This is a genomic window from uncultured Maricaulis sp. (assembly GCF_963976135.1).
Lineage (GTDB): Bacteria > Pseudomonadota > Alphaproteobacteria > Caulobacterales > Maricaulaceae > Maricaulis.
Map to the genome: position 1 here is coordinate 1 of NZ_CAXBKN010000076.1, position 15,575 is coordinate 15,575.

Genomic DNA, 15,575 nt, shown 5'->3' on the forward strand with positions numbered 1-15,575 from the left:
CGGCATCATGGCGACGCCGGGACCGGTGGGGTGGTCATGGGTCAGCGGCGCCTCCATCCCGGCCATCGGCGCCGCGCCATGGCCCATGGCCGCGTGATCCATCGGCGCTGGCCGCGCAGGCATCGCATGGCCCATGGCAGCGTGATCCATCGGAGCTGGCTGCGCAGGCATCGCATGGCCCATGGCGGCGTGATCCATCGGAGCTGGCCGCGCAGGCATCGCATGCCCCATGGCAGCGTGATCCATCGGAGCTGGCTGCGCAGGCATCGCATGCCCCATGGCAGCGTGATCCATCGGCGCTGGCTGCGCAGGCATCGCATGCCCCATCGCCGCGTGATCCATCGGAGCTGGCTGCGCAGGCATCGTATGCCCCATGGCAGCGTGATCCATCGTGCTGTGATCAACGGGCGCCGTCGCTGCGGCGGCGGGCATCTCATGCCCCATCGCCGAGTGGTCCATCCCGGCCATCCCCGAGTGATCCATGCCCATATCGCGCATGCTCAGCAGCGGCCGCTCGCGCAGGGGCGGGACGGCGGCCTGCATGCCGGCGCGCGGTGCCAGGGTGGCGCGGACATAGCCGCTGCGGTCAATGCTTTCGGCCATCACCGTATAGGCCCGGTCACCGGGTTCGACGATCACGTCATAGGTCTCGGCGACGCCGATCTGGAACTCGTCGGTCTCGACCGGCTGCACCGCGAGGCCGTCGGACTGGACCACCGTCATCGGCAGGCCGGGGATGCGCAGATTGAAGATGGTCATTGCCGAGGCATTGATGATCCGTAGCCGCACGCGCTCGCCGGGCCGGAACAGGCCGGTCCAGTTATCCTCGGGACCATGGCCATTGATGAGATAGGTATAGGCCTCGGCCGTGACATCGGAGATGTCGGTCATGCTCATGCGCATCCGCGCCCACATGGCGCGCTCGGCGACGGCCTGATCGAGGCCCTCCTCGCGCGCATCGCGGAAGAAATCGACCAGGGTGCGGCGCTGGCCATTATAGACATCCGCGACCTGTTTGAGCCGGTTGAAGACGGTGTGGGCACCCTCGAAGGTCCAGTCGCCGAGCATCAGCACGTATTCGCGGTCATAGGCGATCGGGTCGGTGCCGGCCGGATCGATGATGATCGGGCCGTAATGGCCCATCTGTTCCTGCAGGCCGGAATGGGAGTGGTACCAGTAAGTGCCCGACTGGATCACCGGGAAGCGGTATTGGAAAGTCTCGCCCGGCGCGATCCCGGGATAGGTCAGGCCGGGCACGCCATCCATCTGGAAGGGAAGAAGAATGCCGTGCCAGTGAATGGAGGTATCCTCGTTCAGCCCGTTGGTGACGTTGAGCGTGATGTCATCGCCCTCGCGCCAGCGCAGCACGGGCGCCGGCAGATGACCGTTCACGGTCACCGCCCGGCTGCCGCGGCCATCAATGGTGACAGGTGTGCGGCCGACATTGAGGTCGAAGCGCGTGCCCGTCAGGGCCGGCAGGCCGGCGCTGCTCAGTGGCGCTGCGCTCTGGGCCCAGGCCGGCAGCAGCGATGAAGCCGCTGCGAAGCCGCCGAGTGCGACCGTGCTGGTGAGAAAATTGCGCCGATCCATACTTCTTACCTTTTACTCGCGAGCCGCTGCCGGCTCCACATCAGAGTTTGACGCTGCGCAGACGCAACGCGTTGGAAATCACCGAAACCGAGGACAGGCTCATGGCCGCGGCGGCGAACATCGGCGAGATCAGAATGCCGAACACCGGATACAATACGCCCGCCGCAACCGGAACCCCGGCGGCATTGTAAATCATCGCGAAGAACAGGTTCTGGCGGATATTGCGCATCGTCGCCTTCGCCAGATGGCGGGCGCGGACGATGCCGGTCAGATCGCCCTTCACCAGCGTGATCCCGGCGCTCTCGATCGCGACATCAGCGCCCGTGCCCATGGCGATGCCGACATCGGCCCGGGCCAGCGCCGGAGCATCATTGACCCCGTCACCGGCCATGGCGACGCGGTGGCCGCCAGCCTGGAGCTCCTCGATCAGTTTCGCCTTGCCCGCCGGCATGACACCGGCATGGAAATCCTCGATGCCGAGTTGGGTGGCAACCGCCCTCGCCGTGCGTTCATTATCACCCGTTGCCATGATGACATGGATCCCCGCCGCAGCGAGGTCCTTCAGCGCGGCGCGCGTGGTGTCCTTGATCGGGTCGGCGACGGCGATGAAGCCGGCACAGGCCTTGTCGATGGCGAGGAAGATCACGGTCTCGCCGGCATCGCGGCGCGCATCGGCATCCGCCTGGAGGGCCGCCGGATCGATCCCGAGATCGCTCATCAGGGCCAGATTGCCGAGCGCCAGCTTATGTCCACCGGCACGGCCGGTCACGCCCTTGCCTGTGACGGACTGGAAGTCCTCGACCGGCTCCAGATTCAGCCCCTTCGACTCGGCGCCGCTCAGGATCGCATTGGCGAGCGGGTGCTCCGAGCCACGCTCGAGCGCGGCGGCCAAGCCGAGCACGGCATCCTGCGAATGGCCGGCGGCGGCTTGCACGCCCACCAGCGCCGGCTTGCCCAGGGTGAGCGTTCCGGTCTTGTCGACGAGGAGCGTATCGACCTTCTCGAACCGCTCCAGCGCCTCGGCATCGCGGATCAGAACGCCCGCCTGGGCGCCGCGCCCGGCTGCGGTCATGATCGACATCGGCGTCGCCAGCCCCAGCGCGCAGGGACAGGCAATGATCAGCACCGAGACGGCCGCGATCAGCGCATGCGCCATGGCCGGCGGCGGCGACCAGAGCGACCAGCCGATAAAGGCGAGAATGGCGACAGCGATCACGGCGGGAACGAACCAGCCGGCAACGATGTCGGCGAATTTCTGGATCGGCGCGCGGCTGCGCTGCGCCCTGGCGACCATCTCGACGATCTGGCTGAGCACGCTGTCGGCACCGACACGCTGCGCCTCGACGACCAGCCCGCCCGAGCCATTGATCGTGGCGCCGGTGACGCTGTCGCCCTCGCCCTTCTCGACCGGCAGGGCCTCGCCGGTCAGCATGGATTCGTCGACCGAGGAATGGCCGGAAACGACCAGCCCGTCGACCGGCAGCTTCTCGCCGGGACGCACCCGCAGCCGGTCGCCAACCATGACGCTGTCGAGCGCGACCTCGGCCTCGGTGCCGTCCTCGCGGATGATGCGCGCCGTCTTCGGTGCCAGATCGAGCAGGGCGCGGATCGCCGAGCCGGTGCGTTCGCGCGCGCCGAGTTCAAGGATCTGGCCGAGCAGGACCAGGACAATGATGACGGCCGCGGCCTCGAAATAGACCGCAACATGACCGCCCATATGGCGGAATTCCGCCGGGAAAATGCCCGGGAAGAGCACTGCGGTGACGCTGTAGAGCCAGGCCGCACTGACCCCCAGCGCAATCAGGGTGAACATGTTGAGATGGCCGGAGCGCAATGATTGCACGCCGCGTTGCAGGAAGGGCCAGCCGGCCCACAGCACCACCGGTGTGGCGAGCGCGAGTTCGAGCCACAGGGCCACGCCCTCGCCGACGAATTCGCGCGCAAAACCAAGGCCGATCATCGGGCCCATGGCCAGCAGCAGGAGCGGACCCGTCAGAAGGCTGCCGAGGATGAAACGGCGGCGGAAATCGACCAGTTCCGGATTCGGGCCTTCATCGCCGGCCGGCACGCCCATCGGCTCCAGCGCCATGCCACAGATCGGGCAGCTCCCCGGTCCAACCTGGATGATTTCCGGGTGCATCGGGCAGGTATATTGCGTGCCGGCGGGGACCTCGGTCTCGGCTTGACGGTGGGCGCCGCTCAGGAAGTGCTCCGGCTCGGCGGCGAAACGGTCATGGCAGCGGGTCGAGCAGAAATACCAGGTGGTGCCGTGATGCTCGAATTGCGGCTTGCCGGCGGCCGGATCGACGCTCATGCCACAGACCGGATCGATGGCCGGCTTGCCATGGCCATGCTCCGCGCCGCCGCAGCAAGATGAAGTTTTTTCGTGACGATCGGCCGTCATGAGGGTGCCTTTTGTGAGTTTCGGCACCCGGTGTAATCCTTCCAGCCACTGGAAGGTCAAGCGGCAAAATCAATCGCCCGGCAGACGCGCGCCCGGCGCTCCGCAGGCGGCGGGCTCAAGCCCCGATAATTCATCGATGATCGGGCAGTCGGGACGGTCATCGCCATGGCAGGCGCTGGCGAGTTTCTGCAAGGTCGCGCGCATCGCCCTGAGCTCGGAAATCTTGTCGCCGATCTGGCGGATATGCTGCTGGGCCAGGGCTTTCACATCGCTGCTGGAGCGCGACGCATCGCTGTCGAGCGAGAGCAGACGCCGGCAGTCCTCGATGGAAAACCCGAGCGCCCGGGCCCGTGCCAGAAAGCCAAGCTGGTGCAGATCAGCCTCGCGATAGTCGCGATAGCCATTCTCCGCCCGCTGCGGCGAAACCAGACCGATACTCTCATAATAGCGGATCGTCTTGGCCGGCAGGCCGCTGAGGGCCGCAGCTTGCTTGATGTTCATCGGTGTCTCCGGACTTGCGGGCCGGCAGGCTCTCGACCGATCGCCGAGGGCCTGCCATCCCGTCATGCCGGCTGTGACAGCCGGCGTGCCTACTCCTCCGCGGCGGCGTCTTCAGCCGGCGTGCGGAATTCGACATCCATATTGGCGGCCAGATAGATCAGCGCGGCATAGGCGGCGACATTCTGGGCCAGGGCGTCGGGATCGATCTTGTCGAGTGTATCATCCGGCGTGTGGTGCAGATCAAAATAATCCGTACCGTCCTGGTTCAACCTGACTGTCGGTACACCCTGCATGGCGAGCGGGATGATATCCGGGCCGCCGCCGGGGACATCATTGCCGCCGCGCAGGATACCCAGCGGGGTCAGGATACGGCCGACCGCGTCGACCGCCGGATTGGCAGCGTCATCGACATTGGAGGCAAATTGCCAGATACGGCCGGCTCCAAAATCGGATTCAGTGGCCAGTACATGATTGCCAACCTCGTCGACATGCTGCTCGGCATAGGCGCGGGCGCCCAGCAGGCCCACTTCCTCGGCGCCGAACATGACAACGCGAATGGTGCGGCGTGGACGTTCCGGCAGGCGGGCGATCAATTCAGCAGCCGCGACCGTGATGGCGATACCGGCGCCGTCATCGACGGCACCTGTACCCAGATCCCAGCTGTCAAGATGACCACCGATCAGAACAATCTCATCGGGCAGCTCGCTGCCGGTGATGTCCATCACGACATTGCCGCTCGTCACTTCGCCCTGCCAGCTGGCCGTCGCGCGGATACTCATCGCCAGGGGCGCGCCGGTATGGTGCAGACGGCGCAAATGATCGGCATCCGGATTGGAGATGGCGATGACAGGAATGCTGGCCCACTCACCATCCATCGAGGAGATCATGCCGGTATGGGGATTGCGGTGGAAATCGGATCCGACCGAGCGCACGACGATGGCGTCGGCACCAGCCCGTTCGGCATGCTGCCAGCCAATGCGGCGGCGATTGTTCGCAGGGCCATAGCCGGCACCGGTCTGGGTCGCGACCATGGCATCGCCGTCAACAAAGGCGATCCTGCCCTCGAGCGAGCCGTCGGCGACGGCGGTGAGCGCGTCGATATCACGGAAATACACGACATCGCTCTCGATCGCACCGGAACGCGGCGACGCGCCCGAACCGCCAAGCGCAGAGCCATGCAGGGCCTGGGTGTAAGGCGAGGTCATGGAGATCTCGAGCTCGCCGCGATCCCAGAAGGGCATGGTGAAAGGCTCGACCGTCACGCGGTCAAAGCCTAGCGATTGCCCCAGCGCCTCACCCCAGGCGCGGGCGCGGGCTTCCGCTTCACTCCCGGCCATGCGCGGTCCGACTTCAGTCGTCAGCGATTCGACGATTGACCAGGCGAGGTCACTCTCGAGCGCCTCGGCGACCAGGGCCTCGGCGGTCGCAGCCTGGGCCGGATCGAGCTCGAATCTGTCCTGGGCAAAGGCGTGGCCCGCCAGGAATACGGCTGCGGCAGTTGCGATAATTGATTTCATGAAGACCTCCCCACACATTGATGCATGCACTATGGATATTGAGGCGCGCGGCGCAAGCGCCGGCCATCAGTCCAGTCCGCCAGGAGCCATCACAATGTCGACAGTTATTGCTCGGAGAATTGAGGGGCGCACCCGCGACCTGGGCGGGTTTGAAGTCCGCCGCGTCCTGCCGGCACCGCGCCAGCGCATGGTTGGCCCCTTTATCTTTTTCGACCAGATGGGACCCGCGGTCTTCGAGCCCGGAACCGGAATTGATGTCCGCGCGCACCCGCATATCGGGCTGGCGACGGTGACCTATCTGTTCGACGGCGCCCTGCGCCACCAGGACAGTCTGGGGATTGATGCCGTCATCCGTCCCGGCGATGTCAACTGGATGACGGCCGGCCGGGGCGTCGTCCATTCCGAGCGCACGCCGCCGCCGGAACGTGCCAATGGCCACCGTATTCACGGCATCCAGACCTGGGTCGCCCTGCCCGCCGGCCAGGAAGATGTCGCCCCGGCCTTTCACCACCATCCCGCCGCCAGCCTGCCGGAATTCTATCGCGGCTGCGCCCGCTTCCGGCTGATTCTCGGTACCGCCTGGGGTCAGGAGGCACCGGCCGATGTCTTTTCACCGATTTTCTATCTGCATGGACGCCTGCCCGCCGGTGCCGATGTCACGATCGATATCGGGCATGAGGAACGCGCCGTCTATCTGGTCAGCGGCCAGGCGGCGCTGGACGGCGAAGCCCTGCAACCCGGCGAGATGGCCGTGCTCACCCCCGGAAGTGCGCCACAATTGACCGCCGATGAAGACAGTATCGTGATGCTGTGCGGCGGGGCGCCGCTCGGCAAGCGTGAGATCTTCTGGAATTTCGTCGCCAGCGATGCCGCCCGGCTGACCGAGGCCAGGCGCGACTGGGTCGAGGCGGCAAGCGCCGGTTTCCCGGCGGATGGGCGCTTCACCCTGCCCGCCGGCGAAACCGACCATATCCCGCTGCCGGAGTGACTACTCAGGCAGGCTTTCCTCTGGCAGGGCCCGCCAGGCCGGGGCCTGCAGCCCGCGCCGGGTCACCAGATAGGTGGCGAAACTGGCGAGCCAGTGCCCGCCGGCATAATCCTCGCCATTGACCGATTCTGTCCCGACCTCTTCATGCACCGCCGCGGCGGCCAGCAGCGACGCACGGCGTGTGTCTTCGGGCGGCAGGGCGGCGGCGATGCCTTCCAGTGCCCAGGCCCGGGAGAGATTGACGCCATCGAGATGGACCAGCTTGCCATCGCTGGCATCCAGCACGATTCCCGGCACCAGCCAGTCGGCCGAGCCATCGCGCGGGATATCCGGCAGGAAAGCGTCGAGCCAGGCGATATAATCCGCCGCCGGCATGACGCGCCGCATCAGATCGGCTTCCATCAGGCAGGGCGAGAGGAAATCCTCGCCCGACGGCTCATAGCCGATCGGACAATTGCGATCTTCGGCATGGAATCCCATCGCCTTGGTGACGATCAGGCGTTCCAGTTCCACATCACCCGCCTCACGGGCCCAGTCGAGCCCGAGCGCCAGCGCAAAGGCTGACTGATTATGGGTTCCGATGCGAATTGGATAGGCAAGGTTTGGCAGCCAGCTCCTGTACCGGTCTGACACGGTCCGCTCGAGTGGCGCGATCGCCGCGCTCCAGCGCTGCGCCCGCGGATCATCCCATTCGCGCAATTCAGCGCCGAGCTGCAACAGCCAGGCGAGCCCATAGGGCCGTTCAAAGGCGGCGCGGCCCTCGGCTTCGAAATAGGCGACTTCCCCGGCCATATTCTCCAGCGTCAGATTGGCGTCCAGTGCGGCCGTGGCGGCCTGGGTCAGGGCGTTGTCGGGCATGGTGCGCAACAGGCGGACCAACATCCAGTGGCCGTGCACCGAAGAATGCCAGTCGAAACAGCCATAAAATGCGGGGTGCAGCTCGCGCGGCGTTTGTGCGTCCGCGTCAGAGGCGAGCACATGACTGATCTTGTTCGGGTATTCGCGCTGAACACAATCCAGCGCCATGGTCATGAAACGCGCTTCGGGCTCAGGCATAGTCTGCATGTCCTCAGCCTGCGCCGAAGCAGCGCTCGCAAGGATGGCAGCCACTGCACAGGAGATTATTGATTTCGGCAACATGGCGATTTCCGGTTTCGTTTTCGATTTCTTGCGTGCCTTTTGGGCTTTTCTGGATCAAGCTGATCTGGTACCGCGGCATTTCATGACGGTTCGCCGGAACTGGCAAGACACTTGCGTTCTCCGGAGAAGTGAGCGCGTCGCGCCGGACATGCGGGGAAGCTCCGCGGCGCGCTGCAGGCAATGACGGTCACCTCTCCGACAGATGAGAGGGCCACAGGGGATTAAGAGATCATGTCGACATCCGAACGCCACGATGGCGGCCTTGCGGCCATGGGGATCCAGGCCGGAAGCGTCCGCCTCAACTGGAATGAGGCCCGGCTCTACGAGGCCGCGGTGCAGGACAAGGAAGCCGAAGTCGCCGAGGGCGGTGCCCTGGTCGTCAAAACCGGCATCCATACCGGCCGCTCCGCCAAGGACAAATTCACCGTTCGCGATAGTGAAACCGGGGACCAGGTGTGGTGGGACAATAATGCCGAGATTGATCCGGCACATTTCGATGTTCTGTGGCAGGATTTCCGCAGCCACATGGCCGGCAAGGACCTGTATGTGCAGCAGCTGTTTGGCGGCGCCGACAAGGATCATCGCCTGCCGGTCCGCGTGATCAACGACCTGGCCTGGCATTCGCTCTTCATTCGCCATTTGCTGCGCCTGCCCACGGACGATGAATATCGCGACTTCGAAGCCGAATTCACCATTATCAACCTGCCTGATTTCAAGGCCGATCCAGCGCGCCATGGCTGCCGCTCGGAGACCGTGATCGGTGTCGATTTCACCCGCAAGCTGGTTCTGATCGGCGGCACCTCCTATGCCGGCGAGACCAAGAAATCCGTCTTCACCATCCTCAATTATCTCCTGCCCGCCAAGGGCGTGATGCCCATGCATTGCTCGGTCAATGTCGGCAAGGATGATGACGCCGCAATCTTCTTCGGCCTGTCGGGCACCGGCAAGACCACCCTGTCCGCCGATGCCAGCCGCACCCTGGTCGGCGATGACGAGCATGGCTGGTCGCCGAACGGATTGTTCAATTTCGAAGGCGGCTGCTACGCCAAGATGATCAAGCTCTCGGCCGAGGCCGAGCCAGAGATTTTCGCGACCACCAAGATGTGGGGCACGGTGCTTGAGAACGTGGTGATGGACCCGGTCACCCGCGTCCTCGATCTCGACGATGCCTCACTGGCCGAGAATAGCCGCGGTGCCTATCCGCTCAGCGCCATTCACAATGCCAGCGAAACCGGCACCTGCGGCCATCCGAAAAACCTGGTCATGCTGACCTGCGACGCCTTCGGCATCATGCCGCCGATTGCCCGGCTGACCCCGGCCCAGGCCATGTATCATTTCCTGTCGGGCTATACGGCCAAGGTCGCCGGCACCGAAAAGGGCGTCACCGAGCCGAGCGCCACCTTCTCGGCCTGTTTCGGCGCCCCCTTCATGCCACGCCACCCGGCCGAATATGGCGCCCTGCTGCGTGAGTTGATCGCGACGCATAATGTCGATTGCTGGCTGGTCAATACCGGCTGGACCGGCGGTGCCTATGGCACGGGCAAGCGCATGCCGATCAAGACCACGCGCGGCCTGCTCAATGCGGCCCTCGACGGCTCGCTGAAAACGGCGGCCTTCCGCGAAGACCCGAATTTCGGCTTCATGGTCCCGATTTCCGTCGATGGCGTCGATTCCACAGTGCTCGACCCGCGTTCCACCTGGCAGGATCAGGCCGCCTATGACGCCCAGGCGAGCAAGCTTGTCGCCATGTTCATCGAGAATTTCAAAACTTTCGAGAGCCATGTCGCGCCCTATGTCCGCGCCGCAGCACCTCGACAGGAAAAGGCCGGCAAGACCCTGGAAACAGCTGCCGAATAGTGATCGACCCATAGGTCGGGTGAAGCAGCCCCGGTCGGACACGGCCGGGGCTTTTTGCTGTCCGGAATGCGGACGGCGGTGATGGCCATTGCGTGACATTTTGGCTCACTTGATGCGCGAAATGCAGCTTTGCGACAAAAAATGTTTGACCTGCGGCATGGGCTGGGCCTTTCTTGCAATAGAATTTCGCCGGGCCCGGTTTTGGGCCAGACTTTGCCTGACGGACCATGATGACCTGTTTCGACCTGATCCGCTTTGACATGCCGCGCCGCACCGCCTGCGGCGAGGGCCTCCTTGCGGCGTCCGGCTCGACCCTCACCACCACCATGACCATTACCATGACCACCTCGGGCACGAGGGGGCAGGTTGGCGTGGACTAGCGGTTTTCAAAACCCGTCTGACCCCCGACCCGCTCCCCCCAAGGAAGCGGGTTTTTTCATGCTTGAATTCGAGAACACCCAAAGGATTAGTTCAGTGACAAACCCAGCCAGACCAGCGCCCGGCCCGCGACTTTCCGTCCTCAAATTCGGCAGTTCCGTGCTGCGGACGCCGGAGGATTACGCGCGAGCCGCCCATGAAGTCTATCGCCACACCCGGGCGGGCGAGAAAGTGGTCGCCGTGGTCTCCGCGCTCGGTGGCGAGACCGATGCGCTGATCGATGCCGGCACGGCGGTCGGGCAGAACTCCCATGACGCCATGCTGGCGCGGCTGGTGCGCTGCGGCGAACTGAAATCGGCAGCGCTGATGGGGCTGGCCCTGCAGCGCTCCGGTGTCAGGACCGTCGTGCTCGACCCGCACGAGATGAGCCTCATGGCCGAAGGTTCACCGCTGGATGCCAACCTGACCGGCCTTGATGCCGCGCGCGTGCTGGCGCATTTCGAGCATGCCGATGTCATTGTCGCGCCCGGCTTTTTCGGCGAAGGCCCGGACGGGCCAGTGACGCTGGGTCGCGGCGGCACGGATCTGACCGCGGTAATGTTCGCCCATTGGCTCGGCGCCAGCCGGGCGCGTCTGATCAAGGATGTCGATGGCGTCTATACCGATGACCCGGCGCGGGTGCCGGACGCCCATCGCTTCGACCAGCTTGATTATGCCGAGGCGGCGCGCGTCAGCCGTGGCCTGGTGCAGGAGAAGGCGATCCATGCCGCCGAAGCGCTCGGCGTCGTGATCGAGGTCGCGGCTCTGGGCAAGGCCTTCGCGACGCGGATCGGGCCGGTTGCGGCCAAGATCGGCGCGCGCCAGCCCGTGCGCCCGCTGCGGATCGCCATGCTCGGCCATGGCTCGGTCGGCGCCGGTGTCTGCGGCCATTTGCTGGCCCATCCCGGCCGTTTTCAGCTCAACCCGGTCCTGGTGCGCGACGCCGCCCATCATGCCGCAAACAGCGCAGCCGGTCTGCAATTCACCGAAGATCTGGCCGAGGCGCTCGACCACCAGCCCGATATTCTTGTCGAGACGATTGGCGGCACGGGCATGGCGCGCAGCCTGAGCCAGTCGGCCCTGCGCGATGGCATGCATCTGGTGACGGCCAACAAGGCCGTGATCGCCCTTGATTTCGATCGCCTGCACGAGCTCGCTGCCGATTCCCGCCGGCATTTGCGCTATTCCGCCGCGGTTGGCGGCGGTGCCCCGATCCTGGAGACCCTCGACCGGGTCAGCCAGGGCGGCGCTATTCTCTCCGTCGAGGGCGTGATGAATGGCACCTGCAACTTCATCCTCGGCAAGCTGGGTGAAGGCGCCCTGCTCGCCGAGGCGATTGCCGAGGCGCAGGCGCTCGGATTCGCCGAGGCCGACCCGCGCGGCGATATCGATGGCGACGACGCCGCCGACAAGCTGTCCATCATCATCCGCCACGCTTTCGGCATCCGCCTCGACCCGGCCGATATCGCCAAGGAAAGCCTGTCGGATCTCTCGGCCGAGCGTCTGCAGGCCGCGGTGGAGCAGAATCTGGTGATCAAACAGGTCGGGCATTGCAGCGCCGGCGCCGATGGCCGGATCCTGGCCCGTATCGAGTTGCGGGCACTGGCCCCGGCGCACCCGCTGGCCAAGCTGCGCAATGAGGAAAACGGGTTTTTCGTTCAGCTCCCCCATGAATCCCTCTATGTGCAAGGCAAGGGTGCCGGCCGCTGGCCCACCGCCGAGGCGGTGTTTGCCGATATTGTGGATATTCAGCGCCTGCTCGATAACAGCCTGGCGGTTCCGGCCGCATCCAGGCCCAGGCGCGCGGCGCATTCGGCCCCCATGCCGGGAGAAGACAGCGCATGACATCTGCAGTCAGTTCGGCCCGGGCCACGGCCCCGGCCAGTATCGGCAATGTCGGCGTCGGCTTTGACGTGCTCGGCCTCGCCTTCGATGCCGTGCGCGACAGCGTCACGGCGCATCGGGAGAACCAGGCCGGCGTGCGTCTCGGCACGGTCTCCGGCCTGGTGGACAGCTTGCCCGCCGAGGTCGAGCGCAATTGCGCCCTCGCCGCGGCCCGGGCGGTGCTCGACGCCGCGGGCGCCTCATTCGGGGTCCGCATCGATATCCACAAGGGTGTGCCGCTGAGCGCCGGCATGGGCGGGTCTGCGGCCTCGGCCGTGGCGGCAGCCGGGGCCGTCAATGCCCTGCTGGACTTGCCCTTTCAGACACCCGATCTCCTGCTGCCGGCCATGCAGGGCGAACGTGTCTCAGCAGACCCACCGCCCTGGGACAATGTCATGGCGGCCCTGCTTGGCGGTCTGGTGATCGCCGCCCGGCTTGATCCGCCTCTGATCCGCCGCCTGCCCCTGCCGGCGGGCATTGCCTGCATCCTGTTTCACCCCGATCGCAAAATAGAAACCCGGCGCGCGCGTGAACTCCTCTCCGACACCATCGCCAAGGATATCGCCGTCGAACATGCCCGCAATATCGCCGGCTTCGTCGCCGGCTGCGCCAGTAATGATCTCGAACTGATCGCCAGTGGCCTGCGCGATATCTTCATCGAACCACAGCGAATGCCCCTCCTGCCCGAACTCGCATCCGTGCAGGCTGCAGCGCTCGAGGCCGGCGCGCTTGGCTGTTCCTTCTCCGGGTCCGGTCCCTCGGTCTTTGCCTGGGTGCCCGAAGCGCAGGCCGATGCCTGCCGTTCGGCAATGGCCGCGGCCTTCGCGGCGGCCAATTGCGGTGCGACGCCCTATCATGCGCCCCTGATCTCGGACGGTCTGCGGCTGGAGGCGGTGGAATGAGATATCGCAGCACACGCGGCCAGGCGCCGCTGGTCAGTGCCGACCAGGCCCTGCGCGCCGGCGTCGCCCCGGATGGCGGCCTGTATCTGCCCGAGGCCCTGCCGAAATTCGAGCCGGACGAGTTTGCCAGAGACAATGATCTCGGCGCCCTCGCCAACCGGCTGCTGGCCCCCTTCTTCGCCGGGTCACCGCTAGCGGACAGGCTGGCCGACATCTGCCAATCGACGTTTGATTTTCCGCTCCCGCTGGTAACGCCCGATCCCGCCGAGCCCGGCCTGCAGGTCCTCGAACTGTTCCACGGACCGACCGGCGCCTTCAAGGATTTCGGCGCCCGCTTCCTGTTTCGCGCCTTCGATGCCATCGCCGATGCCAGCGATCCGATCACCGTGCTCGCCGCAACTTCGGGCGATACCGGCGGTGCGGTCGGCTGTGCCGCCGAGGGCGCGCGCCATGCCCGCGCCGTGATCCTCTTCCCCAAGGGGCGGATTTCCGCCTTCCAGGAACGCCAGCTCTGCTGCTGGCGCGATCCGGTAACGGCGCTGCGGGTGCGCGGTGATTTCGACGCTTGCCAGCGCCTCGTCAAACTGGCCTTCGCCGACCGCGAACTCAGTGCCCGCCACGGCCTCACCTCGGCCAATTCAATCAGTATCGGCCGGCTTCTGCCGCAAATGGCCTATTGGGCCCGGGCCAGTCTTGACGTGTTCAACCGGACCGGCACCCGGCCCGGCCTGATCATCCCGACCGGCAATCTGGGCAATGGTTTCGCCGCCATTCTCGCCCGCGCCTGCGGCCTGCCGATCGGCCCGGTCGTGCTGGCGACCAATGCCAATGCGACCCTCGTCGACTGGCATGCGAGCGGCGAGTATGCGGCGCGCGATTCCATCGCGACCCTGGCCAATGCGATGGATGTCGGCGCGCCGAGCAATTTCGAACGCCTGTCGGGCTTTGGCGATCAATTGATCGAGGATGTCGTGCGCGTCGATGACCCCGCCATTCGTGAACGCATTGCCCTGACCCATCAGCAAAGCGGCTATATCGCCTGCCCGCACACGGCCACCGCGCTGGAAGCCCATGCCCGCATGGACCCGGCCCGGCGCTCGGAACGGGTCTGGATCGCGGCGGCAACGGCGCATCCCTACAAGTTCGCCGAGGCGGTGGAGCCCCTGACCGGCCAGCCCCTGTCGCCGCCGCCCAGCCTCGCCGACGTGTTGACCCGGCCGGTTCACCTCACCGATATCGCTGCAAGCCTTGAAGAGCTGGCGGGCCAACTCGATGCGGACCGCGCGAAGGGATGACAAGGAATGGCCGCTGACGCTGCCTTCGGGCCTGGAGGGTTGAGCCCGGCCGTTTGACGCCGCGCCCTGGCGCGCTAGACTCGCCCCTCAATCAAAAGGTCCCTCCCTTGGCCCTCGCCGCCATCCACCTGCGCAAGCGCATCGACCCCACCGGGGAATATACGCCGCACTGGCCAGACGGGGTCATGCCCGCCGCCTTCGAGCCAGAACGCCATGCACGGGCCGCCCGCGCCCTGCTCAACATCGCCTACACGCCCGGCGGCGGCGATGTCATCGCATTCGAGGACTGGTGGCCGACCCTCGCCGCCGATCCGGAATACCGTCCCGATCTCTGCTTCATCGCGCTGGATGCCGGGACCGGCCTGCCGGCCGGTTTCGCCCAATGCTGGAGCCTCGGCTTCGTCAAGGATATCGCCATCGCCGCCCGCTGGCGTGGCCGCGGCGTCGGGCGGGCCATGATGCTGGAGATTTTCCGCACCTTCCAGGCCCGCGGGATCTATGAAATCGATCTGAAGGTCGCCGCCAACAATCCGTCCGGCGCGGCGCGGTTCTACGAAGGACTGGGAATGGTCGAGGTCGACTGATGGGGCGTCTGCGCCAGGGTCCCGCTATCGCAGCTGGCTATCCTTGCTGCCGCGGCGATTGAAGGCCGAGGCGCCGGGCTGGCCATCGCGCTCGGACTGGCAGGCAATACAGGTTTTCACCCCGGCAATCGCCAGCCGGCGGCGCGCCGGAATGGCGTCACCACATTCAACGCAGAACTCGGCGCTCTCGCCCGAGGGGAGCTTGCTGCGTGCATGCATCACCTCATCCGAGATCGTATCGTCGATCTGATCCTGTATCGCCCCGTCACGGGTCCAGCCGCCGGCCATCACGCCACCTCCGCCTGATTTCAATCACGTACATCAGGTGGCTATTGCGACGCGGAAATCAAGTTGAAGCGCCGCCCCCTGGTCGCAGCCCGGATCGCGGCGGAGACGGCGCGCACGATCCAAAACAAAAAACCCGCCAACTCATTGAGTTGACGGGCTTTTCTTTGGGTGCGGGGATAGGATTTGAACCTATGACCTTCAGGTTATG

At 65.6% G+C, this 15,575-nt stretch carries 13 protein-coding genes; 7 read left to right on the forward strand and 6 right to left on the reverse strand.

The window, feature by feature from the left end; genetic code table 11:
• The 4 genes from AAC023_RS10665 to AAC023_RS10680 all read right to left on the reverse strand — a co-directional run.
• On the reverse strand, window positions 1-1,590 hold a 1,590-nt coding region (locus AAC023_RS10665), incomplete at its 3' end, for a copper resistance system multicopper oxidase (protein ID WP_339741031.1).
• Window positions 1,591-1,630: 40 nt separating this feature from the next.
• Window positions 1,631-3,994, reverse strand: coding sequence for a heavy metal translocating P-type ATPase (locus AAC023_RS10670; protein WP_339741034.1), 2,364 nt, complete (start codon window positions 3,992-3,994; stop codon window positions 1,631-1,633).
• 69 nt (window positions 3,995-4,063) lie between these two features.
• Window positions 4,064-4,495: a Cu(I)-responsive transcriptional regulator gene (gene cueR / locus AAC023_RS10675; RefSeq protein WP_339741036.1), complete on the reverse strand. Its 432-nt coding sequence runs from the start codon at window positions 4,493-4,495 to the stop codon at window positions 4,064-4,066.
• Window positions 4,496-4,584: 89 nt separating this feature from the next.
• Complete coding sequence (locus AAC023_RS10680) at window positions 4,585-6,012, reverse strand: M20/M25/M40 family metallo-hydrolase (protein WP_339741038.1); 1,428 nt, start codon at window positions 6,010-6,012, stop codon at window positions 4,585-4,587.
• Window positions 6,013-6,106: 94 nt separating this feature from the next.
• Here AAC023_RS10680 and AAC023_RS10685 point away from each other — a divergent pair, with 94 nt between their 5' ends.
• Window positions 6,107-7,000: a pirin family protein gene (locus tag AAC023_RS10685; RefSeq protein ID WP_339741041.1), complete on the forward strand. Its 894-nt coding sequence runs from the start codon at window positions 6,107-6,109 to the stop codon at window positions 6,998-7,000.
• Here AAC023_RS10685 and AAC023_RS10690 read toward each other — a convergent pair whose 3' ends face one another.
• On the reverse strand, window positions 7,001-8,056 hold the full coding sequence (locus AAC023_RS10690; RefSeq protein WP_339741043.1) for a DUF2891 domain-containing protein: 1,056 nt from the start codon (window positions 8,054-8,056) through the stop codon (window positions 7,001-7,003). It abuts the gene before it with no gap.
• 315 nt (window positions 8,057-8,371) lie between these two features.
• Between AAC023_RS10690 and AAC023_RS10695 the strand changes: the two genes are divergently transcribed.
• From AAC023_RS10695 to AAC023_RS10720, 6 genes are all read left to right on the forward strand, one after another.
• Window positions 8,372-9,997, forward strand: a complete 1,626-nt coding sequence (locus AAC023_RS10695; protein WP_339741044.1) for a phosphoenolpyruvate carboxykinase — start codon at window positions 8,372-8,374, stop codon at window positions 9,995-9,997.
• A 227-nt stretch (window positions 9,998-10,224) separates the two neighbouring features.
• Window positions 10,225-10,377: a hypothetical protein gene (locus AAC023_RS10700; protein ID WP_339741047.1), complete on the forward strand. Its 153-nt coding sequence runs from the start codon at window positions 10,225-10,227 to the stop codon at window positions 10,375-10,377.
• A 94-nt stretch (window positions 10,378-10,471) separates the two neighbouring features.
• Window positions 10,472-12,259: a homoserine dehydrogenase gene (locus AAC023_RS10705; protein ID WP_339741049.1), complete on the forward strand. Its 1,788-nt coding sequence runs from the start codon at window positions 10,472-10,474 to the stop codon at window positions 12,257-12,259.
• The gene (locus AAC023_RS10710) at window positions 12,256-13,200 is read left to right on the forward strand and encodes a homoserine kinase (RefSeq protein WP_339741051.1); all 945 of its coding nucleotides are present in this window, start codon (window positions 12,256-12,258) and stop codon (window positions 13,198-13,200) included. Before AAC023_RS10705 ends, AAC023_RS10710 begins: the two co-directional genes overlap by 4 nt.
• Window positions 13,197-14,495 (forward strand): threonine synthase, encoded by a 1,299-nt coding sequence (gene thrC, locus AAC023_RS10715; RefSeq protein WP_339741054.1) that lies wholly within the window; start codon window positions 13,197-13,199, stop codon window positions 14,493-14,495. The genes AAC023_RS10710 and thrC overlap by 4 nt, the downstream gene beginning before the upstream one ends.
• A 107-nt stretch (window positions 14,496-14,602) precedes the next feature.
• Window positions 14,603-15,079 (forward strand): GNAT family N-acetyltransferase, encoded by a 477-nt coding sequence (locus AAC023_RS10720; RefSeq protein ID WP_339741056.1) that lies wholly within the window; start codon window positions 14,603-14,605, stop codon window positions 15,077-15,079.
• Window positions 15,080-15,103: 24 nt separating this feature from the next.
• Here the strand turns inward: AAC023_RS10720 and AAC023_RS10725 are convergent, their stop codons facing one another.
• Complete coding sequence (locus AAC023_RS10725) at window positions 15,104-15,367, reverse strand: DksA/TraR family C4-type zinc finger protein (RefSeq protein ID WP_339741059.1); 264 nt, start codon at window positions 15,365-15,367, stop codon at window positions 15,104-15,106.
• Window positions 15,368-15,575 lie beyond the last annotated feature (208 nt).